The following is a 20887-nucleotide window of genomic DNA, read 5'->3' as shown; positions in this document are numbered from 1 at the left end:
TGGGCCACCCTACCTGCGTCTGATTACTCTTCGCTGAACAGGTCGCCGCCGTGCATATCGATCATTTCCAGTGCTTTGCCGCCACCGCGCGCCACGCAGGTCAGCGGATCTTCAGCAACAACAACTGGAATACCGGTTTCTTCCATTAACAGACGATCAAGGTTACGCAGCAGCGCACCGCCACCGGTCAGCACCATACCGCGCTCGGAGATGTCTGACGCCAGCTCTGGCGGACACTGTTCCAGAGCAACCATTACCGCGCTCACGATACCGGTCAGCGGTTCCTGCAGCGCTTCCAGAATCTCGTTGGAGTTCAGGGTAAAGCCGCGTGGAACACCTTCTGCCAGGTTACGGCCGCGTACTTCGATCTCGCGGACTTCATCGCCCGGATAAGCGGAACCGATTTCGTGTTTAATACGTTCTGCGGTGGCTTCACCGATCAGAGAACCGTAGTTACGACGAACGTAATTAATGATGGCTTCGTCGAAGCGGTCACCACCAATACGTACGGAAGAAGAGTAAACCACGCCGTTCAGGGAGATAACGGCAACTTCAGTGGTACCACCACCGATATCCACAACCATTGAGCCGGTTGCTTCAGAAACTGGCAGACCCGCACCAATCGCGGCCGCCATCGGCTCTTCGATCAGAAAGACTTCACGGGCGCCTGCGCCCTGAGCGGATTCACGGATCGCACGGCGTTCAACCTGGGTTGCGCCAACCGGTACACACACCAGTACGCGCGGGCTTGGGCGCATGAAGCTATTGCTGTGCACTTGTTTGATAAAGTGCTGGAGCATTTTTTCAGTCACGAAGAAGTCAGCGATAACGCCGTCTTTCATTGGGCGAATTGCAGCGATATTGCCCGGCGTACGACCCAGCATCTGCTTCGCATCATGACCTACTGCAGCCACGCTTTTCGGCGAACCGGCACGATCCTGACGAATGGCCACAACAGAAGGCTCATTCAATACGATGCCTTGTCCTTTTACATAAATAAGGGTATTCGCGGTACCCAGGTCAATGGACAGGTCATTGGAAAACATGCCACGAAATTTTTTCAACATACTAAGGGATAATCCTGAAAGCTGGGGCGGAAAACAAAATCCGCTTACTTTACCAACCACACGCAGCAGCGACAAGGCGCAAAAATCATCTGCTACGGTGAAAATTAGTGCAGTTCGTTTCCTTTGTTACAAAACCGGCCTGAGTCCATCAGGGCTGAAAAAATCAGCAGCATTCCTCGCTTTTGTTTGCAACCTGTCAAAGGTCATTCACCTGCATGTTTGCTGTTACAACCTGGCGAGCAGACAAGCACACCCCCAGAAGGCACAGCGCGCGTTATTCTACGTGAAAACGAATTAAACGGCAGGTTAAACCGAATATCTTTGCGAATATTTTTTCACGTTAGTGTCAAGTGGCTGTGATGCGGCAAAAAAATCCCCTTGCCCACCAGCAACTCCGCGTTCCGTCAGCGTATGCCACTCGCTACGCGAACGAACTCCCGTGGCATAAACCTGCGTTGGCGTGCCTGAACAGGCCTCCGCCAGGCTTTGAACCAACAGTTGGTTTTCGGTTCGCTTATCAATATTCCTCACCAGGCTTGGATGCAGCTTCAATAACTCAACGTTAAGCTCTTTAATCCAACTGGTGCTCACCAGCGTTAAACCGGCCTGCGTAACGGCGATCCGTACCCCTAGCGCATCCATCAATCGGATGACGGGCTGTAATCGGCTGATATGTTGACAAACATCTGCCTCAGCAAGTTCAATAATTATGCGTTTGCGTAGTGATTTTTCGCACTGCATCAACGTATCACGCAGCCAGCGCTGAAAACGTGGGCGAATTAGCGATTCAACCGTTATCTGCATCGCCAGGCTTTCCTGCGGCCAGTAGCCCAAAAGCAGGATCAGACGACTTAACTGTAAACGGTCATACTCTTCAGCCAGGCCAAATTGCAGCACCATCGGCATATATTCCGCCGAAATAACTTCTTCGCTGCCATCAAAAATACGGCACATCAGTTCCCGGTGGTGTACCCGTCCTTCACGCGTTACCGCAGGTTTTTGATATATTCTCGGCCCGCCCCGGCTGAGCATCTGTTCAATCAGCGTCCGCCAGCGCACGTTGCCCCGGCCTTTTTCCGGCAGGGAGTCATCATAGACCGACCAGCTGTTCCCACCCTGCAGGACCGAATTCCGGGTGGCGGCCTCAGCATGATCCATCACCTGTTCCGTCGACTGACCACTGCGGCAAACGCAAATGCCAATATGAACCATATCGGCACGATCGATCATTTTATTAGTCGGAAGCGCATCGACCGCTTTTAATAATTGCCCGGCGATGCTTTCGGCTTCTTTCAGCGTGCGATGTGGCAACAGGATGGCAAAATCGCTACGGTGGTAGCGCGCCAGCAATGCCCCCGGATAACGCGTCATAAACGTCGACAACAAATTGATTAGCGTTGAAATTTGTTCTTCCGCCAGGGTGATTCCCCAGCTATCTCGCAGCAGAGTAAAGTCCGGCAGACGCACCATCATCACGACGCCATGCGCTCCCACCTTTTCTTGATCTTCCAGCAGCGTGGCCAACTGGTTATCAAAAAACAGACGGTTACTCAGCCCAGTTTTTGTATCCTGCGCAACATAGGAACGAATCAGGGTGTCCAGTCGGCTGCGTTGCTCGCGGGCATTTTGAATTTCAGTCAGCAACATATCGAGCGCACTGCTGGTGCGCGCTGGCCATTCATAGACCGTTCCTCGTACATTCGACCCGCGTTCACCGTTCAGAATACGCGTGGAACGAATCTCCAGTAACTCCTGGCCTGAAAGCTGACGCTGAAGCCAGCGTACCGACAAAAAGAGCATCAGAATAATAAACGCAATGGCCAGCGTGAGCGGCGCGGTAGTCAGTAGCGAATGGAAATAATTGCCCATCGGATCCTGATAAACCAGGCGAACTGACATGCCCGGATGCTTGATCAACGGTACGGTGATGTCGCGGTAGAGGTTGTTCGTTCCTGCCGGGCGGTAGCTGCTGGTTCGGGAGTGGTCATACACTATATGCTCCCCTTGCAGCAACTCGATACGCACGATATCAACAGAAACCATCAGTTCATCGATTTGCGGCGTCAGCGAAACGAAATCGTGGGAGACAAGATGTGTATCAATCGCCGTCGCCACCGCCTGCACTCGCGTAGTGAACTTATATTGAATAGCGTTGTAGAAACTCAGCGAGCAGCCAATCAGAGTCACAAAGATCGTTAACCCAGTAAGCAGCGTGACAAAAGCTGAGAATTTCGTCGTTAATCGCATCCTTGTGTTAACTCCGACAGTTATGAAACAGGTGTGAAAGAGATAAAGCGACTCAAAAATGCAAAACTGAACGCAAAATCCGCCAATTTATGCAAACTGTGGGGGCATACTACCAAATCAGGTATATCTGGCAATTTATTGCGCAGAATCGGCATCATGTTTTGATTAGCGAGTATAGTCTTCATTAACAATTTTCCAATCCACTATACGAATTGAGGACAGGTTATGCAGGCTTTGATCTTAGAACAGCAGGACGGAAAAACCCTCGCATCCGTTCAACCCCTCGACGAAAACCAGCTCCCGGAAGGCGATGTAACGGTGGATGTCCACTGGTCGAGCCTGAACTATAAAGACGCCCTGGCTATCACTGGCAAGGGTAAAATCATCCGCAACTTTCCGATGATTCCTGGCATTGATTTCGCCGGTACCGTGCGTGCAAGCGAAGATCCCCGTTTTCATGCGGGTCAGGAAGTCTTACTGACCGGCTGGGGTGTGGGTGAAAACCATTGGGGCGGACTGGCTGAACGTGCGCGCGTCAAAGGCGACTGGCTGGTAGCGCTGCCGCAAGGGCTGGACGGGCGCAAAGCGATGGTCATCGGCACCGCCGGTTTTACCGCCATGCTGTGCGTCATGGCGCTTGAGGATGCAGGAATTCACCCGCAAGACGGTGAGATTGTCGTCACCGGCGCCAGCGGCGGCGTGGGCAGCACTGCCGTGGCATTACTGCATAAGCTGGGCTATCAGGTTGTGGCAGTATCAGGGCGCGAAAGCACCCACGACTATCTGAAGAGCCTGGGCGCGAATCGTATTCTCAGCCGCGATGAGTTTGCTGAATCTCGCCCGTTGGAAAAACAACTGTGGGCCGGTGCAATTGATACCGTTGGCGATAAAGTGCTGGCGAAAGTCCTGGCACAGATGAACTACGGTGGCTGCGTGGCCGCCTGCGGCCTGGCGGGCGGCTTCGCGCTGCCGACCACCGTCATGCCATTCATTCTGCGTAATGTACGTTTGCAAGGGGTGGACTCGGTGATGACCCCACCGGCACGTCGCGCAGAAGCCTGGGCGCGTTTGGTTAAGGATCTGCCGGAATCATTCTATGCTCAGGCCGCCACGGAGATTACGCTAGCGGATGCGCCGAAGTTCGCCGATGCCATCATCAATAACCAGGTACAAGGTCGTACGCTGGTGAAGGTGAAATAACAGGCATCGGCGCAGAAATTTACACTTAACTAACAAAATTTCGCGGCATATATAGAGACTCCCTGCCATATTAACTACGCATCCCCTGTCTGTCATGACGCGTAAGCCGGGAGTCTGTTATGAAGAAATTACGTCCATTTACAGAAGCCGACGTCACCGCCGAGTCGGCTTTTTTTATGCAGCGCCGCCAGGTACTGAAAGCATTAGGGATCAGCGCTGCCGCGTTGTCTTTGCCTCACGCTGCGCAGGCCGACCTTCTGAGCTGGTTTAAGGGTAATGACCGCCCTCCGGCGCCTGCGGGTAAGCCGCTTAATTTCAGCAAGCCCACCGCCTGGCAAAATTCGCTTCCTTTAACGCCAGCGGATAAAGTTTCTGGCTACAACAACTTCTATGAATTTGGTCTCGACAAAGCGGATCCAGCGGCCAACGCAGGCAGCCTGAAAACCGATCCGTGGACCTTGAAAATCACTGGCGAGGTCGCAAACCCCCTCACTCTCGATCATGATGCGCTGACCACCCGTTTCCCATTGGAAGAGCGGATTTATCGGATGCGCTGCGTGGAAGCCTGGTCAATGGTGGTGCCGTGGATTGGCTTTCCATTACATAAACTGCTGGCGCAGGTTGAACCCACCAGCAACGCAAAATATGTCGCTTTCGAAACGCGCTACGCCCCGGATGAAATGCCTGGCCAGAAAGATCGCTTTATTGGCGGCGGGCTGAAATATCCCTATGTTGAAGGGTTACGCCTGGATGAAGCAATGCATCCACTAACCCTGCTTACCGTAGGGGTTTATGGTAAGGCCCTTCCGCCGCAAAATGGCGCCCCCATCCGCTTAATTGTGCCGTGGAAATACGGATTTAAGGGCATAAAGTCGATCGTGAGTATCAAACTTACGCGCGAACGCCCCCCAACAACGTGGAACCTGGCCGCGCCTAATGAATATGGGTTTTATGCCAACGTGAATCCGCATGTCGATCACCCCCGCTGGTCCCAGGCCACCGAACGTTTTATTGGCGCTGGCGGTATTCTGGACGTACAGCGTCAATCCACGCTGTTGTTTAACGGTTATGCCGAAGAGGTTGCTTCCCTGTATCGTGGCCTTAATCTGCAGGAGAATTTTTAAGTGCGTCTGACTGCAAAGCACATTACCGGGCTGAAAGTTTGCCTGCATCTTGCCGGCTTTTTGCCGTTCATCTGGCTCTTTTGGGCGGTAAATCATGGCGGTTTGAGCGCCGATCCGGTCAAAGATATCCAGCACTTTACCGGTAGGACAGCTCTGAAATTCTTACTGGCGACCTTGCTGGTCTCTCCCCTCGCGCGCTACGCTAAACAGCCATTATTGATACGCACTCGTCGCCTGTTAGGGCTATGGTGTTTCGCCTGGGCGACGCTGCATTTAACCAGCTACGCGTTACTGGAATTAGGTATTCATAATCTGGCGCTGTTGGGGCGGGAATTCATTTCGCGACCGTATTTGATGTTGGGCATTGTCAGTTGGGTCATATTATTTGCTCTCACCTTAACGTCCACGCAATCTGCACAGCGAAAGCTGGGTAAGAATTGGCAATTTTTGCACAACTTCGTCTATCTTGTGGCGATCCTGGCACCCATACATTATCTGTGGTCGGTTAAAATCATCTCCCCTCAACCGATTATTTATGCCGCACTTGCTGCGGTGCTGTTAGCCTGCCGCTACAGGAAGTTTCGCCAGTGGTGGCGGTAGTTTCACGATATGTGCAGTACGTTGCAAAACACGGACGATCCGATTTTCTTTACATGTTAACGGTTGATTATCTTCCCTGATAAGACCAGTATTTAGCTGCCAATTGCTACGAAATAGTTATAATGTGCGCCTTTGCTATCCCCGGTAGCGTTTTTACGGCGCGGAAAGGGTGACAATCGCATATTGAAGGTATATTTTGTCTTTTACCCGAAAATGACAGAAGATAGCCGCACAATGACTAACAAGTCTGGCAATCTCATGTAATGGCATCAGCACCCAGTGCAACGCCTGAGATGCGTGGCATCTTGTCACTCACTGTTATAAAAATGCTATACAGACGGCGGTAAAACGCCTGTCACAATCTCACTAAACAAAGAGTACGGAACCCACTCATGGATATTCGTAAGATTAAAAAACTGATCGAGCTGGTTGAAGAATCAGGCATCTCCGAACTGGAAATTTCTGAAGGCGAAGAGTCTGTACGCATCAGCCGTGCGGCGCCAGCTGCAAGTTTTCCAATGATGCAACAGGCTTATGCTGCACCAGTGATGCAGCAGCCAGCTCTGTCTAACGCTGTCGCACAAACTGCCTCTCCAAGTATGGAAGCTCCGGCAGCAGCGGAAATCAGTGGTCACATCGTACGCTCCCCAATGGTTGGTACGTTCTACCGCACCCCGAGCCCGGATGCGAAAGCGTTCATCGAAATCGGCCAGAAAGTGAATGCGGGCGATACCCTGTGCATCGTTGAAGCCATGAAAATGATGAACCAGATCGAAGCCGACAAATCCGGCGTCGTTAAAGCGATTCTGGTAGAAAGCGGTCAACCGGTAGAATTTGACGAGCCGCTGGTCGTCATCGAATAACGAGGCGAACATGTTGGATAAAATTGTCATCGCTAACCGCGGCGAGATTGCCTTGCGTATTCTTCGTGCCTGTAAAGAACTGGGTATCAAGACTGTCGCAGTGCATTCAAGCGCGGATCGCGATTTAAAACACGTATTGCTGGCGGATGAGACGGTCTGTATTGGCCCGGCTCCGTCCGTAAAAAGCTATCTGAACATCCCGGCTATCATCAGCGCCGCTGAAATCACTGGCGCGGTGGCAATTCACCCGGGTTATGGCTTCCTCTCTGAGAACGCCAACTTTGCTGAGCAGGTAGAACGTTCCGGCTTTATCTTCATCGGCCCGAAAGCCGACACCATCCGCCTGATGGGCGACAAAGTGTCCGCGATTACCGCGATGAAGAAAGCTGGCGTACCGACTGTCCCAGGCTCTGACGGCCCGTTGGGCGATGACATGGACGCTAACCGCGCTCATGCTAAACGCATCGGCTACCCGGTTATCATCAAAGCCTCCGGCGGCGGCGGCGGTCGCGGTATGCGCGTCGTGCGCAGCGATGCCGAACTGGCGCAATCCATCTCCATGACCAAAGCGGAAGCGAAAGCGGCTTTCAATAACGACATGGTCTACATGGAGAAATACCTGGAAAACCCACGCCACATCGAAATTCAGGTGCTGGCAGACGGTCAGGGTAACGCGATTTATCTGGCAGAGCGTGACTGCTCCATGCAGCGTCGTCACCAGAAAGTTGTCGAAGAAGCACCAGCACCGGGCATTACTCCGGAACTGCGTCGCTACATCGGCGAGCGTTGCGCCAAAGCGTGCGTGGATATCGGCTATCGCGGCGCGGGTACTTTCGAGTTCCTGTTCGAAAACGGTGAGTTCTACTTCATTGAAATGAACACCCGTATTCAGGTTGAACACCCGGTAACCGAAATGATCACCGGTGTTGACCTGATCAAAGAACAACTGCGCATCGCAGCGGGTCAGCCGCTGTCTATCAAGCAGGACGAAGTTGTGGTTAAAGGCCATGCGGTAGAGTGCCGTATCAACGCCGAAGACCCGAACACCTTCCTGCCGAGCCCGGGTAAAATCACGCGTTTCCACGCGCCGGGTGGCTTTGGTGTGCGCTGGGAGTCTCATATTTACGCAGGTTACACAGTACCTCCGTACTATGACTCAATGATCGGTAAGCTGATTTGCTATGGCGAAAACCGCGACGTCGCTATCGCCCGCATGAAAAACGCCTTGCAGGAACTGATCATCGACGGCATCAAAACCAACGTTGATCTGCAGATCCGTATCATGAATGACGAGCACTTCCAGCATGGTGGAACCAATATCCACTACCTGGAGAAAAAACTCGGACTTCAGGAAAAGTAAGCAAGCGTTAACCGAAAAGGCCGGAAATTCCGGCCTTTTGTTTTTCTCCCCTCCCATAGGTGCCATAAGGTACAATCCCCGCTTTCTTTATTCACAAGGGACAAAAAATGGACGCTCGTTTTGTTCAGGCCCATAAAGAGGCGCGCTGGGCGCTGTGGCTGACCCTTTTATATCTTGCCGCATGGTTAGTGGCCGCTTACTTACCAGACTCCTCTCTGGGTTTTACCGGCCTCCCGCACTGGTTCGAAATGGCCTGTCTGCTGACGCCATTGGTTTTCATCGTACTATGCTGGGCGATGGTGAAGTTTATCTATCGCGACATTCCGCTGGAGGATGATGATGCAGCTTGAAGTTATTTTGCCGCTGGTCGCCTATCTTCTGGTGGTTTTCGGTCTCTCTGTTTACGCCATGCGCAAAAGGTCGACCGGCACCTTCCTGAATGAGTATTTCCTCGGCAGCCGCTCCATGGGCGGGGTCGTGTTAGCCATGACGCTAACGGCAACCTACATTAGCGCCAGCTCGTTTATCGGCGGCCCTGGTGCTGCTTATAAATACGGGCTGGGATGGGTTTTGTTAGCGATGATCCAACTGCCCGCCGTCTGGCTGTCGTTGGGTATTCTCGGCAAAAAATTCGCCATTCTGGCACGCCGTTATAATGCGGTTACCCTCAACGATATGCTGTTTGCCCGCTACCAAAGCCGCCTGCTGGTGTGGCTGGCGAGCCTCAGCCTGCTGGTCGCGTTTGTCGGTGCAATGACCGTACAGTTTATTGGCGGTGCGCGTTTGCTGGAAACGGCAGCGGGTATCCCTTACGAAACCGGCCTGCTGATTTTTGGCGTCAGTATCGCGTTATACACGGCGTTCGGCGGATTTCGCGCCAGCGTGTTGAACGACACGATGCAGGGCATGGTGATGCTGATTGGGACTATCGTACTGCTGGTCGGTGTCGTCCATGCCGCTGGTGGTCTCAGCAATGCGGTAGTCACTCTGCAAACCATCGATCCTAAACTGGTCTCGCCGCAGGGCGCTGATGACATTCTGTCCCCCACATTTATGACTTCATTCTGGGTACTGGTGTGCTTTGGCGTGATTGGCCTGCCGCATACGGCGGTGCGCTGCATCTCCTATAAGGACAGCAAAGCGGTACACCGTGGAATTATCATTGGCACCATCGTGGTGGCTGTCCTGATGTTTGGTATGCATCTGGCCGGCGCGTTGGGCCGGGCGGTGATCCCTGACCTGACGGTACCGGATCTGGTTATTCCCACGCTAATGGTAAAAGTCTTGCCACCGGTAGCAGCCGGGATCTTCCTCGCCGCGCCCATGGCCGCGATCATGTCGACGATCAATGCCCAATTGCTGCAAAGTTCCGCTACGATCATTAAAGATCTCTATCTGAACCTTCGCCCGGAACAACTGCAAAATGAAACACGGCTGAAACGCATGTCGGCAGTGATCACTCTGCTGCTGGGCGCGTTACTGCTGCTGGCCGCGTGGAAGCCGCCGGAGATGATTATCTGGCTTAACCTGCTGGCGTTTGGCGGGTTGGAAGCCGTCTTCCTATGGCCGCTGGTGCTGGGCCTTTACTGGGAGCGGGCAAACGCGGCAGGCGCACTGAGCGCAATGATTGTCGGCGGCGTACTTTATGCCGTACTCGCTACTTTTAACATTCAGTACCTGGGCTTTCATCCGATTGTACCCTCATTACTGATAAGTTTGCTGGCTTTCCTGATCGGCAACCGTTTCGGTTCCGCCGTTCCGCAAGTCGCCATATTGACTACTGATAAATAAAGAGTTTTGCCATGCCATGGATTCAACTGAAACTGAACACGACCGGTGCAAACGCTGAAGAGTTGAGCGATGCGCTGATGGAAGCGGGCTCCGTTTCCATTACTTTCCAGGATACGCATGATACGCCGGTATTTGAACCTCTGCCGGGCGAGACTCGCCTGTGGGGCGATACCGACGTTATCGGCTTGTTCGATGCAGAAACCGACATGAAAGAAGTCGTTGCGATTCTGGAGCAGCACCCACTACTGGGTGCTGGCTTCGCGCATAAAATCGAACAGCTCGAAGACAAAGACTGGGAACGCGAATGGATGGACAACTTCCACCCGATGCGCTTTGGCGAACGTCTGTGGATTTGCCCAAGCTGGCGCGATGTCCCGGATGAGAACGCCGTCAACGTGATGCTCGACCCGGGTCTGGCATTTGGTACCGGTACTCACCCAACCACCTCTCTGTGCCTGCAATGGCTGGACGGTCTCGATCTTAACGGTAAAACGGTTATCGACTTTGGCTGCGGATCCGGCATCCTTGCCATTGCGGCACTGAAGCTGGGTGCAGCGAAAGCGATTGGTGTAGATATCGATCCGCAAGCGATTCAGGCCAGCCGTGATAACGCCCAACGTAATGGCGTTTCTGAGCGTCTGGAACTTTATCTGCCTAAAGACCAGCCAGAGTCGATGAAAGCCGATGTGGTGGTCGCCAACATCCTTGCTGGCCCATTACGTGAACTCGCACCTTTAATCAGCGTGCTGCCCGTTGAGGGCGGTTTGCTGGGGCTTTCTGGTATTCTTGCCAGCCAGGCGGAAAGCGTCTGTGAAGCCTATGCCGACCTCTTTACGCTCGATCCGGTTATCGAGAAAGAAGAGTGGTGTCGCATTACCGGACAGAAAAAATAATCCCTTCCGGCGTGGTTATCCGACCACGCCATTTTCAGACAACAGACCAGCATACTGATACTTTACCCAACGATATAATAACTAATTGATTTTTATATTTTTTGCTAAGTAAACGTATGCACTTCCATCGTTTTACAACAATTTTACTGGCAGCATGCTTAATGCCCCTGAAGACGCTGGCCGTGCCATGGGGATATACCGGAGGAACCGGCCCTGCGCAGTGGGGCAAAATAAGCAAAGAGTATGCAACGTGTCAGACGGGTATCAACCAGTCACCCGTTGATATCCAGACCACGACAACCAGCAAACTCGGCCTGCCCGCGCTCAATTTACAATACATTGATGGCCCGACAAGATTTCGCAGCATTAACCATACGCTGCAGGCAACAATGAGCTCCTACACCCCTAATTTCATTGAAATTGAAGAAAAGCTCTATTATTTAAAACATTGTGATTTTCACGCTCCAGGCGAACATACCCTCAACGGTAAAATCTATCCACTGGAGCTGCAGTTGACCCATAAAAACCAACATGGTGATATCGCCATTGTGGCGGTCATGTTTGACATTGGTGAGCCTAACCAGGCGATTCAAAACCTGTGGGGGTCCTTTCCCACCATGGAGGGCAACAGCATGCCCATTTTTTCGCCCGTCGATATCAACCAGCTTCTACCCGACAATAAGACCTACTGGCTCTACAGTGGCTCGATAACAACGCCTCCCTGTACTGAAGGCGTCACCTGGGTTGTCCTGAAAAAGCCTGTGGCCCTTTCCGCCGAACAGTTGGATAAATTTCACTACATTGTTGGGCCAGCGAACAATCGTCCACCGCAGCCGCTGAATGAACGCACGATTACGGACAGCAATTCAGGTGGCACCGAGATCCTGTACTAAAATGAGGTAACGATCACACAATAGCGAGGTAATTTGCTGATTAATTCAGCAGAATATCTTGTCAGTACCTTCTGTAACTGAAGAAAAAATGAGAAGTTACGCAAAATTATATGCGTATATAAAATCGACACATTTTTGTAATGCCATGATTTATATGATTAAATATTTTCATGAGCTCATATTTACAGCAATTCATTGATCCACCTCAGTGGATTGGTCAAAGTTTGGCCTTTCATCTCGTGCGAAAAATGCGTAATATACGCCGCCTTGCAGTCACAGTATGGTCATTTCTTAACTCATGCGCATCGGACAACACCAGCTCAGAAATCGCCTGATCGCAGCACCTATGGCTGGCATCACTGACAGACCATTCAGGACGCTGTGCTATGAGATGGGAGCCGGATTGACGGTATCCGAGATGATGTCTTCTAACCCGCAGGTTTGGGAAAGCGACAAGTCTCGTTTACGGATGGTGCACGTTGACGAGCCAGGAATTCGCACGGTGCAAATTGCCGGTAGCGATCCTGTTGAGATGGCCGATGCCGCACGTATTAACGTGGAAAGCGGCGCCCAGATTATTGATATCAATATGGGGTGTCCGGCTAAAAAAGTGAATCGCAAGCTCGCAGGTTCAGCCCTCTTGCAGTACCCGGATTTAGTGAAATCAATACTAACCGAGGTCGTCAATGCAGTGGACGTTCCTGTCACACTCAAGATTCGCACCGGCTGGGCTCCGGAACACCGTAACTGCGTAGAGATTGCCCAACTGGCTGAAGACTGTGGCATTCAGGCTCTGACCATTCATGGACGCACCCGCGCCTGTTTGTTCAATGGAGATGCTGAGTACGACAGTATTCGGGCAGTTAAGCAGAAAGTTTCCATTCCGATTATCGCGAATGGCGACATTACTGACCCGCTTAAAGCCAGAGCTGTACTCGACTATACGGGGGCGGATGCCCTGATGATAGGCCGTGCAGCTCAGGGAAGACCCTGGATCTTTCGGGAAATCCAGCATTATCTGGACACTGGGGAGCTGCTGCCCCCGCTGCCACTGGCAGAGGTGAAGCGCTTGCTTTGTGCGCATGTTCGGGAACTGCACGACTTTTATGGTCATGCAAAAGGGTACCGAATTGCGCGTAAACACGTATCCTGGTATCTCCAGGAACACGCTCCGGATGACCAGTTTCGGCGCACATTCAACGCCATTGAAGATTCCAGCGAACAGCTGGCGGCGTTGGAGGCATACTTCGAAAATTTTGCGTAAACAGAAATAAAGAGCTGACAGAACTATGTTCGAACAACGCGTAAATTCTGACGTACTGACCGTTTCTACCGTTAACTCTCAGGACCAGGTAACTCAAAAGCCTCTGCGTGACTCGGTTAAACAGGCACTGAAGAACTATTTTGCTCAATTGAACGGTCAAGACGTTAATGATCTCTATGAGCTGGTACTGGCTGAAGTAGAACAGCCCCTGTTGGACATGGTGATGCAATACACCCGCGGCAACCAGACCCGTGCTGCCCTGATGATGGGCATCAACCGTGGTACGCTGCGTAAAAAACTGAAAAAATACGGCATGAACTGATACTAATCAGTTAAATGTTTGTTTTAAAAGGCGCTACTCGGCATGGGGAAGCGCCTTTTTTATTAATGTCACACGGGAGGCTTTGGCGATGAACGCAAGATGTGAACCTGTCTATTTTGGCGATGAATCTAAAAAGATAATCCTGGGTGATGCGCTGACCGAGCTAAAAAAGCTACCCGCTGAAAGCATCGATCTCATTTTTGCCGACCCACCTTATAACATCGGCAAAGACTTTGACGGGATGGTGGAATCCTGGGACGAAGAGACCTTTCTGGCGTGGCTGTTTGAGTGTATCGACGAGTGCCATCGTATTCTCAAACCACACGGTAGCATGTACATCATGAACAGTACGGAGAACATGCCGTACATCGACCTCAAATGTCGCCAGCTTTTTACCATCAAAAGCCGTATCGTGTGGTCATATGATAGCTCAGGGGTACAGGCTAAAAACTACTTTGGTTCGATGTATGAACCTATCCTGATGATGGTAAAAGATCAGAAAAAGTACACGTTTAATCGTGATGATATTCTGGTTGAAGCCAAAACGGGCGCTAAACGTGCGCTAATAGACTACAGAAAGAATCCGCCCCAGCCTTACAATCAGAAAAAAGTACCTGGCAATGTCTGGGATTTTCCCCGCGTTCGCTATCTGATGGATGAATACGAAAATCACCCCACTCAAAAACCCAAAGCCCTCCTGGAACGGATCATTCTGGCTTCCTCCAACCCGGATGACAAAGTGCTCGATCCGTTTGCCGGCAGCTTTACAACCGGCGCCACCGCTGTGGAATTAGGTCGCAAATTTGTCGGTATCGAAATCAATGCTGAATACGTAAAAATGGGGCTCAGAAGACTGAGTATCGGTTCTCATTTTTCAGAGACTGAACTTGCAAAAGTGAAAAAACGTAAGACAAAAAACCTGTCTAAAAAGAGCCGATTAACAGCAAACAGTGGCGCTCTTTCGGCAAAGTAAAAGCATTGTAAGTCTGCTTTTCAGCTTACTGATTTCGTGTATATTCCCTGCACGCTTGGGCATGAATACACAGGATTAAGCAATGATTCGCAAGTATTGGTGGCTGGTTGTTTTTGCGGTCTTCGTTTTTCTTTTTGATGCGCTGCTCATCCAGTGGATAGAACTGATGACGACAGAGCACGACAAGTGCCGGAATATGAACTCAGTGAATCCCCTAAAGCTGGTCAACTGCGCCGATCTCGACTAGCACCGTCGACAGCCGTCAGGCCCTGGCGGCTAAACTACCCAACCTGGTTTTCACTCTGTATTAATTGCATTACACAGCCATCCGGGCTTAACATTTTTAATACATTATCAACTAATGCTGGCGCTTGCCCATAAAGATCATAACTCTCTGGATTCATTAGCCAGTTTTTTATTATTCCGCTAAAGCTACCATGCAAAATAATTATGATGACGTCTAAATCCAGACTGGTGGCAATCAAATTTTCATCTACGCACCGTTGGAGAGAATCGCGAATGCTTTGGTGGCTGAGACCTATTTTATCGCGAATGGCCTGCTCTGATATCATATCTTTATGGAATTCGCATTTATGATATAAAATCTGCATTAATGCCTGCTGGCGAGGGTTCTCCGCAATATATTGTAATCCCACCACAAATTTTTCACGCAACCGCTGTAAAGGGTTATCCCCCCAACGACCAATAAGCTTGTCCTGAATAAGATCGCGTAAGGGAGGTTGTTGTAACCATAGCTCATTAAACAATTGAGTTTTATTTTCGAAATGCCAATAAAGTGCACCCCGCGTCACATTGGCGGCATCCGCTATGTCGTTTAGCGTCGTATTACTTACGCCACGTGCGGCAAACTGTACAATCGCCGTTTCCATCAGGTGCTGTCGCGTTTTGAGGGCATCCGCTTTCGTTTTTCTGGCCATGATTCCGACTATCTGGATTGGAGTGGAGAATGATTAACTTTCTTATCTAATATTTTCTATCTGGAACAAATGTATCACTTAGCGTTTATTTAGACGAGGGCAAAAGTATTTAATTGCGGACATTACACACGAATAGATAAGACAAATAACAGAAACCAATATATTCACCAATCAGATGATCATTTCAAGATGTATTTATCAGCATCATAGTGTTGCTATAAATATCACAATGAAACGGTAGATGATTAATCTTTTTTTGCTTTTATGTGCCGTCACCCCCGCCAATAAATAAGTATTGCTTACATCGCAAGCTAATAATTTGTAGGATAGCCAACTATTATTTTTCTTGTGCGCGTTATCACCCCCGCTGTTACCCGGTTAATAACGAGCGTTCGGTTTTTTAAGGAATAGAAATGACGAAAAATGCCAGGTTTTCACTCCTGCCCTCATTCATCATCATCTCCGCTGCATTACTCGCCGGTTGTAACGATCAGGGAGAAACACAAGCACATCCCGCAGAGCCGCAGGTGACTGTCCATGTCGTCGAAAAGGCCCCTTTAGCCGTGACGACCGAATTACCCGGGCGCACCACAGCATTCCGTATTGCAGAAGTCCGTCCTCAGGTTAGCGGAATTGTACTTAAACGGAATTTCACCGAGGGGAGCGATGTTGAAGCCGGTCAATCGCTTTATCAGATCGATCCAGCGACTTACCAGGCTGACTATGACAGCGCCAAAGGCGAACTGGCAAAGAGCGAAGCGGCCGCCGCTATCGCGCATTTAACGGTAAAACGTTATGTGCTGCTGGTTGGCACTAAATACATCAGCCAGCAAGAGTACGATCAGGCAATTGCTGATGCCCGCCAGGCTGATGCCTCCGTAATCGCGGCAAAAGCGGCGGTCGAAAGCGCACGTATCAACCTGGCCTACACCAAAGTAACATCGCCCATTAGCGGACGTATCGGTAAATCTAACGTCACCGAAGGCGCATTGGTCACGAATGGTCAGGCAACTGAGCTTGCTACCGTGCAACAGCTCGATCCTATCTATGTCGACGTCACGCAATCCAGTAACGACTTTATGCGCCTCAAGCAGTCTATTGAACAAGGTAGTCTGCATAAAGACAGCGCCAGCAGTACCGTCGAACTGGTGATGGAAAATGGTCAGGCATATCCGCTGAAAGGCTCATTGCAATTTTCTGATGTGACGGTTGATGAAAGCACCGGATCAATCACTCTCAGAGCCGTATTCCCTAACCCACAGCACACGCTGCTGCCAGGCATGTTTGTGCGCGCGCGCATTGATGAAGGCGTCCAACCGAATGCCATTCTTGTTCCGCAGCAGGGTGTAACGCGCACGCCACGCGGCGATGCCACCGTGATGGTCGTTAACGACAAGAGCCAGGTTGAAGCGCGGACAGTTGTCGCCGCTCAAGCCATTGGCGACAAATGGCTCATCAGCGAAGGTCTGCAACCCGGTGACAAAGTTATCGTGAGCGGCTTACAGAAAGCACGCCCTGGCGTTCAGGTTAAAGCAACCGTCGATACCGAAACCCCTGCGACGAAAGCCCAATAAGGTAACCGGATATGGCTAACTTTTTTATCAGGCGTCCTATCTTTGCTTGGGTACTGGCCATCATTCTGATGATGGCGGGCGCTCTGGCAATCATGCAACTGCCCGTGGCGCAGTACCCGACCATCGCGCCCCCTGCCGTATCGATTTCCGCCACCTATCCAGGTGCGGATGCGCAGACGGTGCAGGATACCGTCACGCAGGTTATCGAACAGAATATGAACGGTATCGATAACCTGATGTATATGTCCTCTACCAGCGATTCTGCCGGGAGTGTGACCATCACGCTGACCTTCCAGTCCGGTACCGACCCCGATATCGCGCAAGTTCAGGTGCAAAACAAGCTGCAGCTCGCCACCCCCTTACTGCCGCAAGAAGTTCAGCAGCAGGGGATCAGTGTCGAGAAATCAAGTAGCAGCTTTTTGATGGTCGCGGGTTTCGTTTCTGACAACCCGCAAACCACGCAGGATGATATTTCCGACTACGTCGCCTCGAACGTTAAAGACTCAATCAGCCGTCTGAATGGTGTGGGTGACGTACAGCTGTTTGGTGCGCAGTACGCTATGCGCATCTGGCTGGATGCAAACTTGTTGAATAAGTACCAGCTCACACCGGTTGATGTGATCAATCAGTTGCAGGTGCAGAACGATCAGATTGCCGCCGGTCAGTTGGGCGGTACGCCTGCGTTGCCTAATCAGCAGCTTAACGCCTCAATCATCGCGCAGACACGCCTGAAAGATCCTGAAGAATTCGGGAAGGTCACGTTACGCGTCAACAGCGATGGTTCGGTTGTTCACCTGAAGGATGTCGCGCGTATTGAGTTGGGTGGTGAGAACTACAACGTGGTCGCGCGTATTAACGGTAAACCAGCCTCCGGTCTCGGGATTAAACTGGCAACCGGCGCAAACGCGCTGGATACCGCTAACGCTATCAAAGCCAAGCTGGTTGAGCTGCAACCGTTCTTCCCACAGGGAATGAAGGTGGTCTACCCGTATGACACCACGCCGTTCGTCACTATCTCCATTCATGAGGTCGTGAAAACGCTGTTTGAAGCAATCATACTGGTATTCCTCGTGATGTATTTGTTCCTGCAAAACATCCGGGCTACGCTCATTCCAACCATTGCCGTGCCTGTTGTATTGTTGGGCACATTTGCCGTGCTTGCCGCGTTTGGCTACTCCATAAACACCCTGACGATGTTCGGCATGGTACTCGCCATCGGCCTATTGGTTGATGATGCGATAGTGGTGGTGGAAAACGTGGAACGTGTGATGATGGAAGATAATCTGCCGCCCAAAGAGGCGACAGAAAAATCCATGTCACAAATTCAGGGCGCGCTGGTCGGTATCGCCATGGTGCTGTCTGCGGTATTTATCCCGATGGCCTTCTTTGGCGGCTCAACCGGGGCTATCTATCGGCAGTTCTCTATCACCATCGTTTCTGCCATGGCGCTTTCAGTGCTGGTAACGCTGATCCTGACTCCCGCGCTTTGTGCAACGCTGTTGAAGCCGGTATCGGCGGAACATCACGAGAATAAAAGCGGTTTCTTTGGCTGGTTTAATGCCAAATTCGATCACAGCGTCAATCATTACACCAATAGCGTCAGCAGTATTGTGCGTAAAACCGGGCGTTACCTGGTCGTCTACCTGGTTATCGTGATTGGGATGGCGGTGTTGTTTATGCGCCTTCCAACCTCCTTCTTGCCAGAAGAAGATCAGGGCGTATTCCTGACGATGATTCAGCTTCCGGCCGGCGCAACGCAAGAGCGAACCCAGAAAGTGCTGGATCAGGTTACCCACTACTACCTGAATAACGAGAAAGCCAACGTCGAAAGCGTCTTTACGGTTAACGGCTTTAGCTTCAGCGGACAGGGGCAAAACTCAGGGATGGCGTTTGTCAGCCTCAAGCCCTGGGAAGAACGCAATGGCGACGAGAATAACGTTGAATCGATTATCGCCAGAGCAACCCGTGCGTTTAGCCAGATTCGTGATGGCTTAGTGTTCCCTTTCAACATGCCAGCCATTGTTGAACTGGGTACCGCAACCGGCTTCGACTTCGAACTGATTGACCAGGGCGGGCTGGGACATACCGCGTTAACACAAGCGCGTAACCAACTTTTGGGCATGGTTGCTAAACATCCTGACCTGTTGGTTCGCGTGCGTCCAAATGGTCTCGAGGATACCGCGCAGTTCAAACTGGATGTTGATCAGGAAAAAGCCCAGGCCCTTGGCGTCTCGCTGTCCGATATTAATGAAACCATCTCCGCTGCGCTGGGTGGCTATTACGTCAATGACTTCATAGACCGTGGCCGCGTGAAAAAAGTGTACGTACAGGCCGATGCCAAATTCCGTATGTTGCCGGAAGACATCAATAATCTGTATGTTCGTAGCGCCAACGGCGAAATGGTACCGTTCTCCACGTTCAGTTCCGCACATTGGATCTACGGGTCACCACGCCTGGAACGTTACAACGGCATGCCTTCAATGGAACTGTTAGGGGAAGCGGCCCCAGGCCGAAGCACCGGTGAAGCGATGGCGCTGATGGAAAGTCTGGCTGAGAAACTGCCTAACGGTATCGGCCATGACTGGACGGGTATGTCCTATCAGGAACGACTCTCGGGGAACCAGGCGCCTGCGCTGTATGCCATCTCGCTCATCGTTGTCTTCCTTTGCCTTGCCGCTTTGTATGAGAGTTGGTCAATTCCGTTCTCGGTGATGCTGGTTGTACCGCTTGGCGTGGTTGGCGCACTGTTAGCAGCATCGCTACGTGGGATGAATAACGACGTGTATTTCCAGGTTGGGTTGCTAACCACTATCGGTCTCTCGGCTAAAAACGCCATCTTGATCGTCGAGTTTGCCAAAGACCTGATGGATAAAGAGGGCAAAGGACTAATCGAAGCGACGTTGGAGGCATCCCGCATGCGTCTTCGCCCTATCCTGATGACCTCTCTGGCCTTCATTCTGGGGGTTATGCCTCTGGTTATCAGCCACGGTGCGGGTAGCGGTGCGCAGAATGCGGTCGGTACAGGTGTAATGGGGGGAATGCTAACCGCAACATTGTTGGCGATCTTCTTTGTTCCCGTCTTCTTTGTTGTCGTCAGACGGCGTTTTAGTCGGCACACTGATTAATTTGTAAAATAAAGGCGTCTACGGACGCCTTTTTCATCAGTACACTCTCTCTTTGTTTATTAATAAGATAGCCATTTATTTCATTTAAGTCGTTCCTTCAAACCCACCCGCAACCTTTCTTTTTATCCATTATTTTTACAATCCACATGAATTGAGATTATTCCTCCTGTCAGTCTTTTTTTAAGAAGTGGTAAAATAATGACCGAGTTCGCAGATGGCTTAGCGTTTGTCTTTGCTCAATTAGCGAAACGCTTATTTTTGAGGTAACATCATGAAAAGATTAATATCCGTTGCATTGCTTACCGCGTTTCTTGCCGGTTGTGCACACGATTCTCCCTGCGTACCTGTATACGACGATCAGGGACGCCTGGTTCATACCAATACCTGTATGAAAGGCACCACGCAGGATAACTGGGAAACAGCCGGTGCCATCGCTGGTGGCGCAGCCGCCGTTGCCGGATTGACGCTTGGGATAGTTGCCCTGACCAAATAACTCTTCTTAAAGGTTTTAAAGCGCGGTGGTTACCGCGCTTTTAGCAATAAAATAAAATTCACATATAAGACAAAACGTTGGTTTATAGCTCTTACTGAATAATAAAATTATTATAGATATCCCTCACATATCCACGATTTGAAATTAGCATTTTTCCTGT

Annotated in this window: 20 protein-coding genes; 17 read left to right on the top strand and 3 right to left on the bottom strand. The window is 51.0% G+C overall.

Going from position 1 to position 20887, the window contains the following annotated elements; all coding sequences use genetic code 11:
• Positions 1-23: 23 nt before the first annotated feature.
• Positions 24-1067 (bottom strand): rod shape-determining protein MreB, encoded by a 1044-nt coding sequence (gene mreB, locus ICA20_RS02580; RefSeq protein WP_000913396.1) that lies wholly within the window; start codon positions 1065-1067, stop codon positions 24-26.
• Between mreB and ICA20_RS02575 the strand changes: the two genes are divergently transcribed.
• Positions 1045-1365 carry a hypothetical protein gene (locus tag ICA20_RS02575; protein ID WP_154050627.1) on the top strand — a complete coding sequence of 107 codons (321 nt, stop codon included), beginning with the start codon at positions 1045-1047 and terminating at the stop codon, positions 1363-1365. The genes mreB and ICA20_RS02575 overlap by 23 nt on opposite strands.
• A gap of 8 nt (positions 1366-1373) precedes the next feature.
• Here ICA20_RS02575 and csrD read toward each other — a convergent pair whose 3' ends face one another.
• Positions 1374-3314 (bottom strand): RNase E specificity factor CsrD, encoded by a 1941-nt coding sequence (gene csrD / locus ICA20_RS02570; protein ID WP_038634373.1) that lies wholly within the window; start codon positions 3312-3314, stop codon positions 1374-1376.
• 225 nt (positions 3315-3539) lie between these two features.
• On the opposite strand from csrD, the gene ICA20_RS02565 reads away from it, so the two are divergent.
• From ICA20_RS02565 to ICA20_RS02505, 13 genes are all read left to right on the top strand, one after another.
• Complete coding sequence (locus ICA20_RS02565) at positions 3540-4514, top strand: MDR family oxidoreductase (RefSeq protein WP_038634375.1); 975 nt, start codon at positions 3540-3542, stop codon at positions 4512-4514.
• A gap of 119 nt (positions 4515-4633) precedes the next feature.
• Entirely contained in the window at positions 4634-5638 is a 1005-nt protein-coding gene (gene msrP / locus ICA20_RS02560; RefSeq protein ID WP_038634377.1) for a protein-methionine-sulfoxide reductase catalytic subunit MsrP, read from the top strand.
• On the top strand, positions 5639-6238 hold the full coding sequence (gene msrQ / locus ICA20_RS02555; protein WP_038634380.1) for a protein-methionine-sulfoxide reductase heme-binding subunit MsrQ: 600 nt from the start codon (positions 5639-5641) through the stop codon (positions 6236-6238).
• A gap of 392 nt (positions 6239-6630) precedes the next feature.
• Positions 6631-7101: an acetyl-CoA carboxylase biotin carboxyl carrier protein gene (accB, locus tag ICA20_RS02550; RefSeq protein WP_003025210.1), complete on the top strand. Its 471-nt coding sequence runs from the start codon at positions 6631-6633 to the stop codon at positions 7099-7101.
• A 10-nt stretch (positions 7102-7111) separates the two neighbouring features.
• Positions 7112-8461, top strand: coding sequence for an acetyl-CoA carboxylase biotin carboxylase subunit (accC, locus tag ICA20_RS02545; RefSeq protein ID WP_003828838.1), 1350 nt, complete (start codon positions 7112-7114; stop codon positions 8459-8461).
• Between the two features lie 107 nt (positions 8462-8568).
• Complete coding sequence (locus tag ICA20_RS02540) at positions 8569-8811, top strand: YhdT family protein (protein ID WP_038634384.1); 243 nt, start codon at positions 8569-8571, stop codon at positions 8809-8811.
• The gene (panF, locus tag ICA20_RS02535; protein ID WP_038634386.1) at positions 8801-10252 is read left to right on the top strand and encodes a sodium/pantothenate symporter; all 1452 of its coding nucleotides are present in this window, start codon (positions 8801-8803) and stop codon (positions 10250-10252) included. Before ICA20_RS02540 ends, panF begins: the two co-directional genes overlap by 11 nt.
• Before the next feature lie 11 nt (positions 10253-10263).
• Entirely contained in the window at positions 10264-11145 is an 882-nt protein-coding gene (prmA, locus tag ICA20_RS02530) for a 50S ribosomal protein L11 methyltransferase (RefSeq protein WP_038634389.1), read from the top strand.
• Between the two features lie 161 nt (positions 11146-11306).
• A complete protein-coding gene (locus ICA20_RS02525; RefSeq protein ID WP_230592263.1) occupies positions 11307-12038 on the top strand; it encodes a carbonic anhydrase family protein in 732 nt (243 codons plus the stop codon).
• Between the two features lie 298 nt (positions 12039-12336).
• On the top strand, positions 12337-13302 hold the full coding sequence (gene dusB / locus ICA20_RS02520; protein ID WP_038634395.1) for a tRNA dihydrouridine synthase DusB: 966 nt from the start codon (positions 12337-12339) through the stop codon (positions 13300-13302).
• Positions 13303-13327: 25 nt separating this feature from the next.
• Entirely contained in the window at positions 13328-13624 is a 297-nt protein-coding gene (gene fis, locus ICA20_RS02515) for a DNA-binding transcriptional regulator Fis (protein ID WP_000462905.1), read from the top strand.
• 88 nt (positions 13625-13712) lie between these two features.
• The gene (gene yhdJ / locus ICA20_RS02510; RefSeq protein WP_038634402.1) at positions 13713-14597 is read left to right on the top strand and encodes an adenine-specific DNA-methyltransferase; all 885 of its coding nucleotides are present in this window, start codon (positions 13713-13715) and stop codon (positions 14595-14597) included.
• 82 nt (positions 14598-14679) lie between these two features.
• Positions 14680-14844, top strand: a complete 165-nt coding sequence (locus ICA20_RS02505; protein ID WP_032940702.1) for a DUF2556 family protein — start codon at positions 14680-14682, stop codon at positions 14842-14844.
• Positions 14845-14878: 34 nt separating this feature from the next.
• On the opposite strand, the gene envR is transcribed toward ICA20_RS02505, so the two are convergent.
• Complete coding sequence (gene envR, locus ICA20_RS02500; protein WP_038634405.1) at positions 14879-15535, bottom strand: acrEF/envCD operon transcriptional regulator; 657 nt, start codon at positions 15533-15535, stop codon at positions 14879-14881.
• A gap of 413 nt (positions 15536-15948) precedes the next feature.
• Between envR and ICA20_RS02495 the strand changes: the two genes are divergently transcribed.
• The 3 genes from ICA20_RS02495 to ICA20_RS02485 all read left to right on the top strand — a co-directional run bounded on the left by ICA20_RS02495 (position 15949) and on the right by ICA20_RS02485 (position 20727).
• Positions 15949-17109: an efflux RND transporter periplasmic adaptor subunit gene (locus tag ICA20_RS02495; protein WP_038634408.1), complete on the top strand. Its 1161-nt coding sequence runs from the start codon at positions 15949-15951 to the stop codon at positions 17107-17109.
• 11 nt (positions 17110-17120) lie between these two features.
• The gene (locus tag ICA20_RS02490) at positions 17121-20234 is read left to right on the top strand and encodes an efflux RND transporter permease subunit (RefSeq protein WP_038634411.1); all 3114 of its coding nucleotides are present in this window, start codon (positions 17121-17123) and stop codon (positions 20232-20234) included.
• 271 nt (positions 20235-20505) lie between these two features.
• Positions 20506-20727 carry a lipoprotein gene (locus ICA20_RS02485; RefSeq protein ID WP_003025292.1) on the top strand — a complete coding sequence of 74 codons (222 nt, stop codon included), beginning with the start codon at positions 20506-20508 and terminating at the stop codon, positions 20725-20727.
• Positions 20728-20887: the final 160 nt, after the last annotated feature.

This window comes from Citrobacter sp. C5_2, assembly GCF_014596845.2.
Classification (GTDB): Bacteria; Pseudomonadota; Gammaproteobacteria; order Enterobacterales; family Enterobacteriaceae; genus Citrobacter; species Citrobacter werkmanii.
The sequence above is the reverse complement of the archived record's forward strand: the minus strand, read 5'-3'. Positions and strand labels throughout refer to the sequence as shown.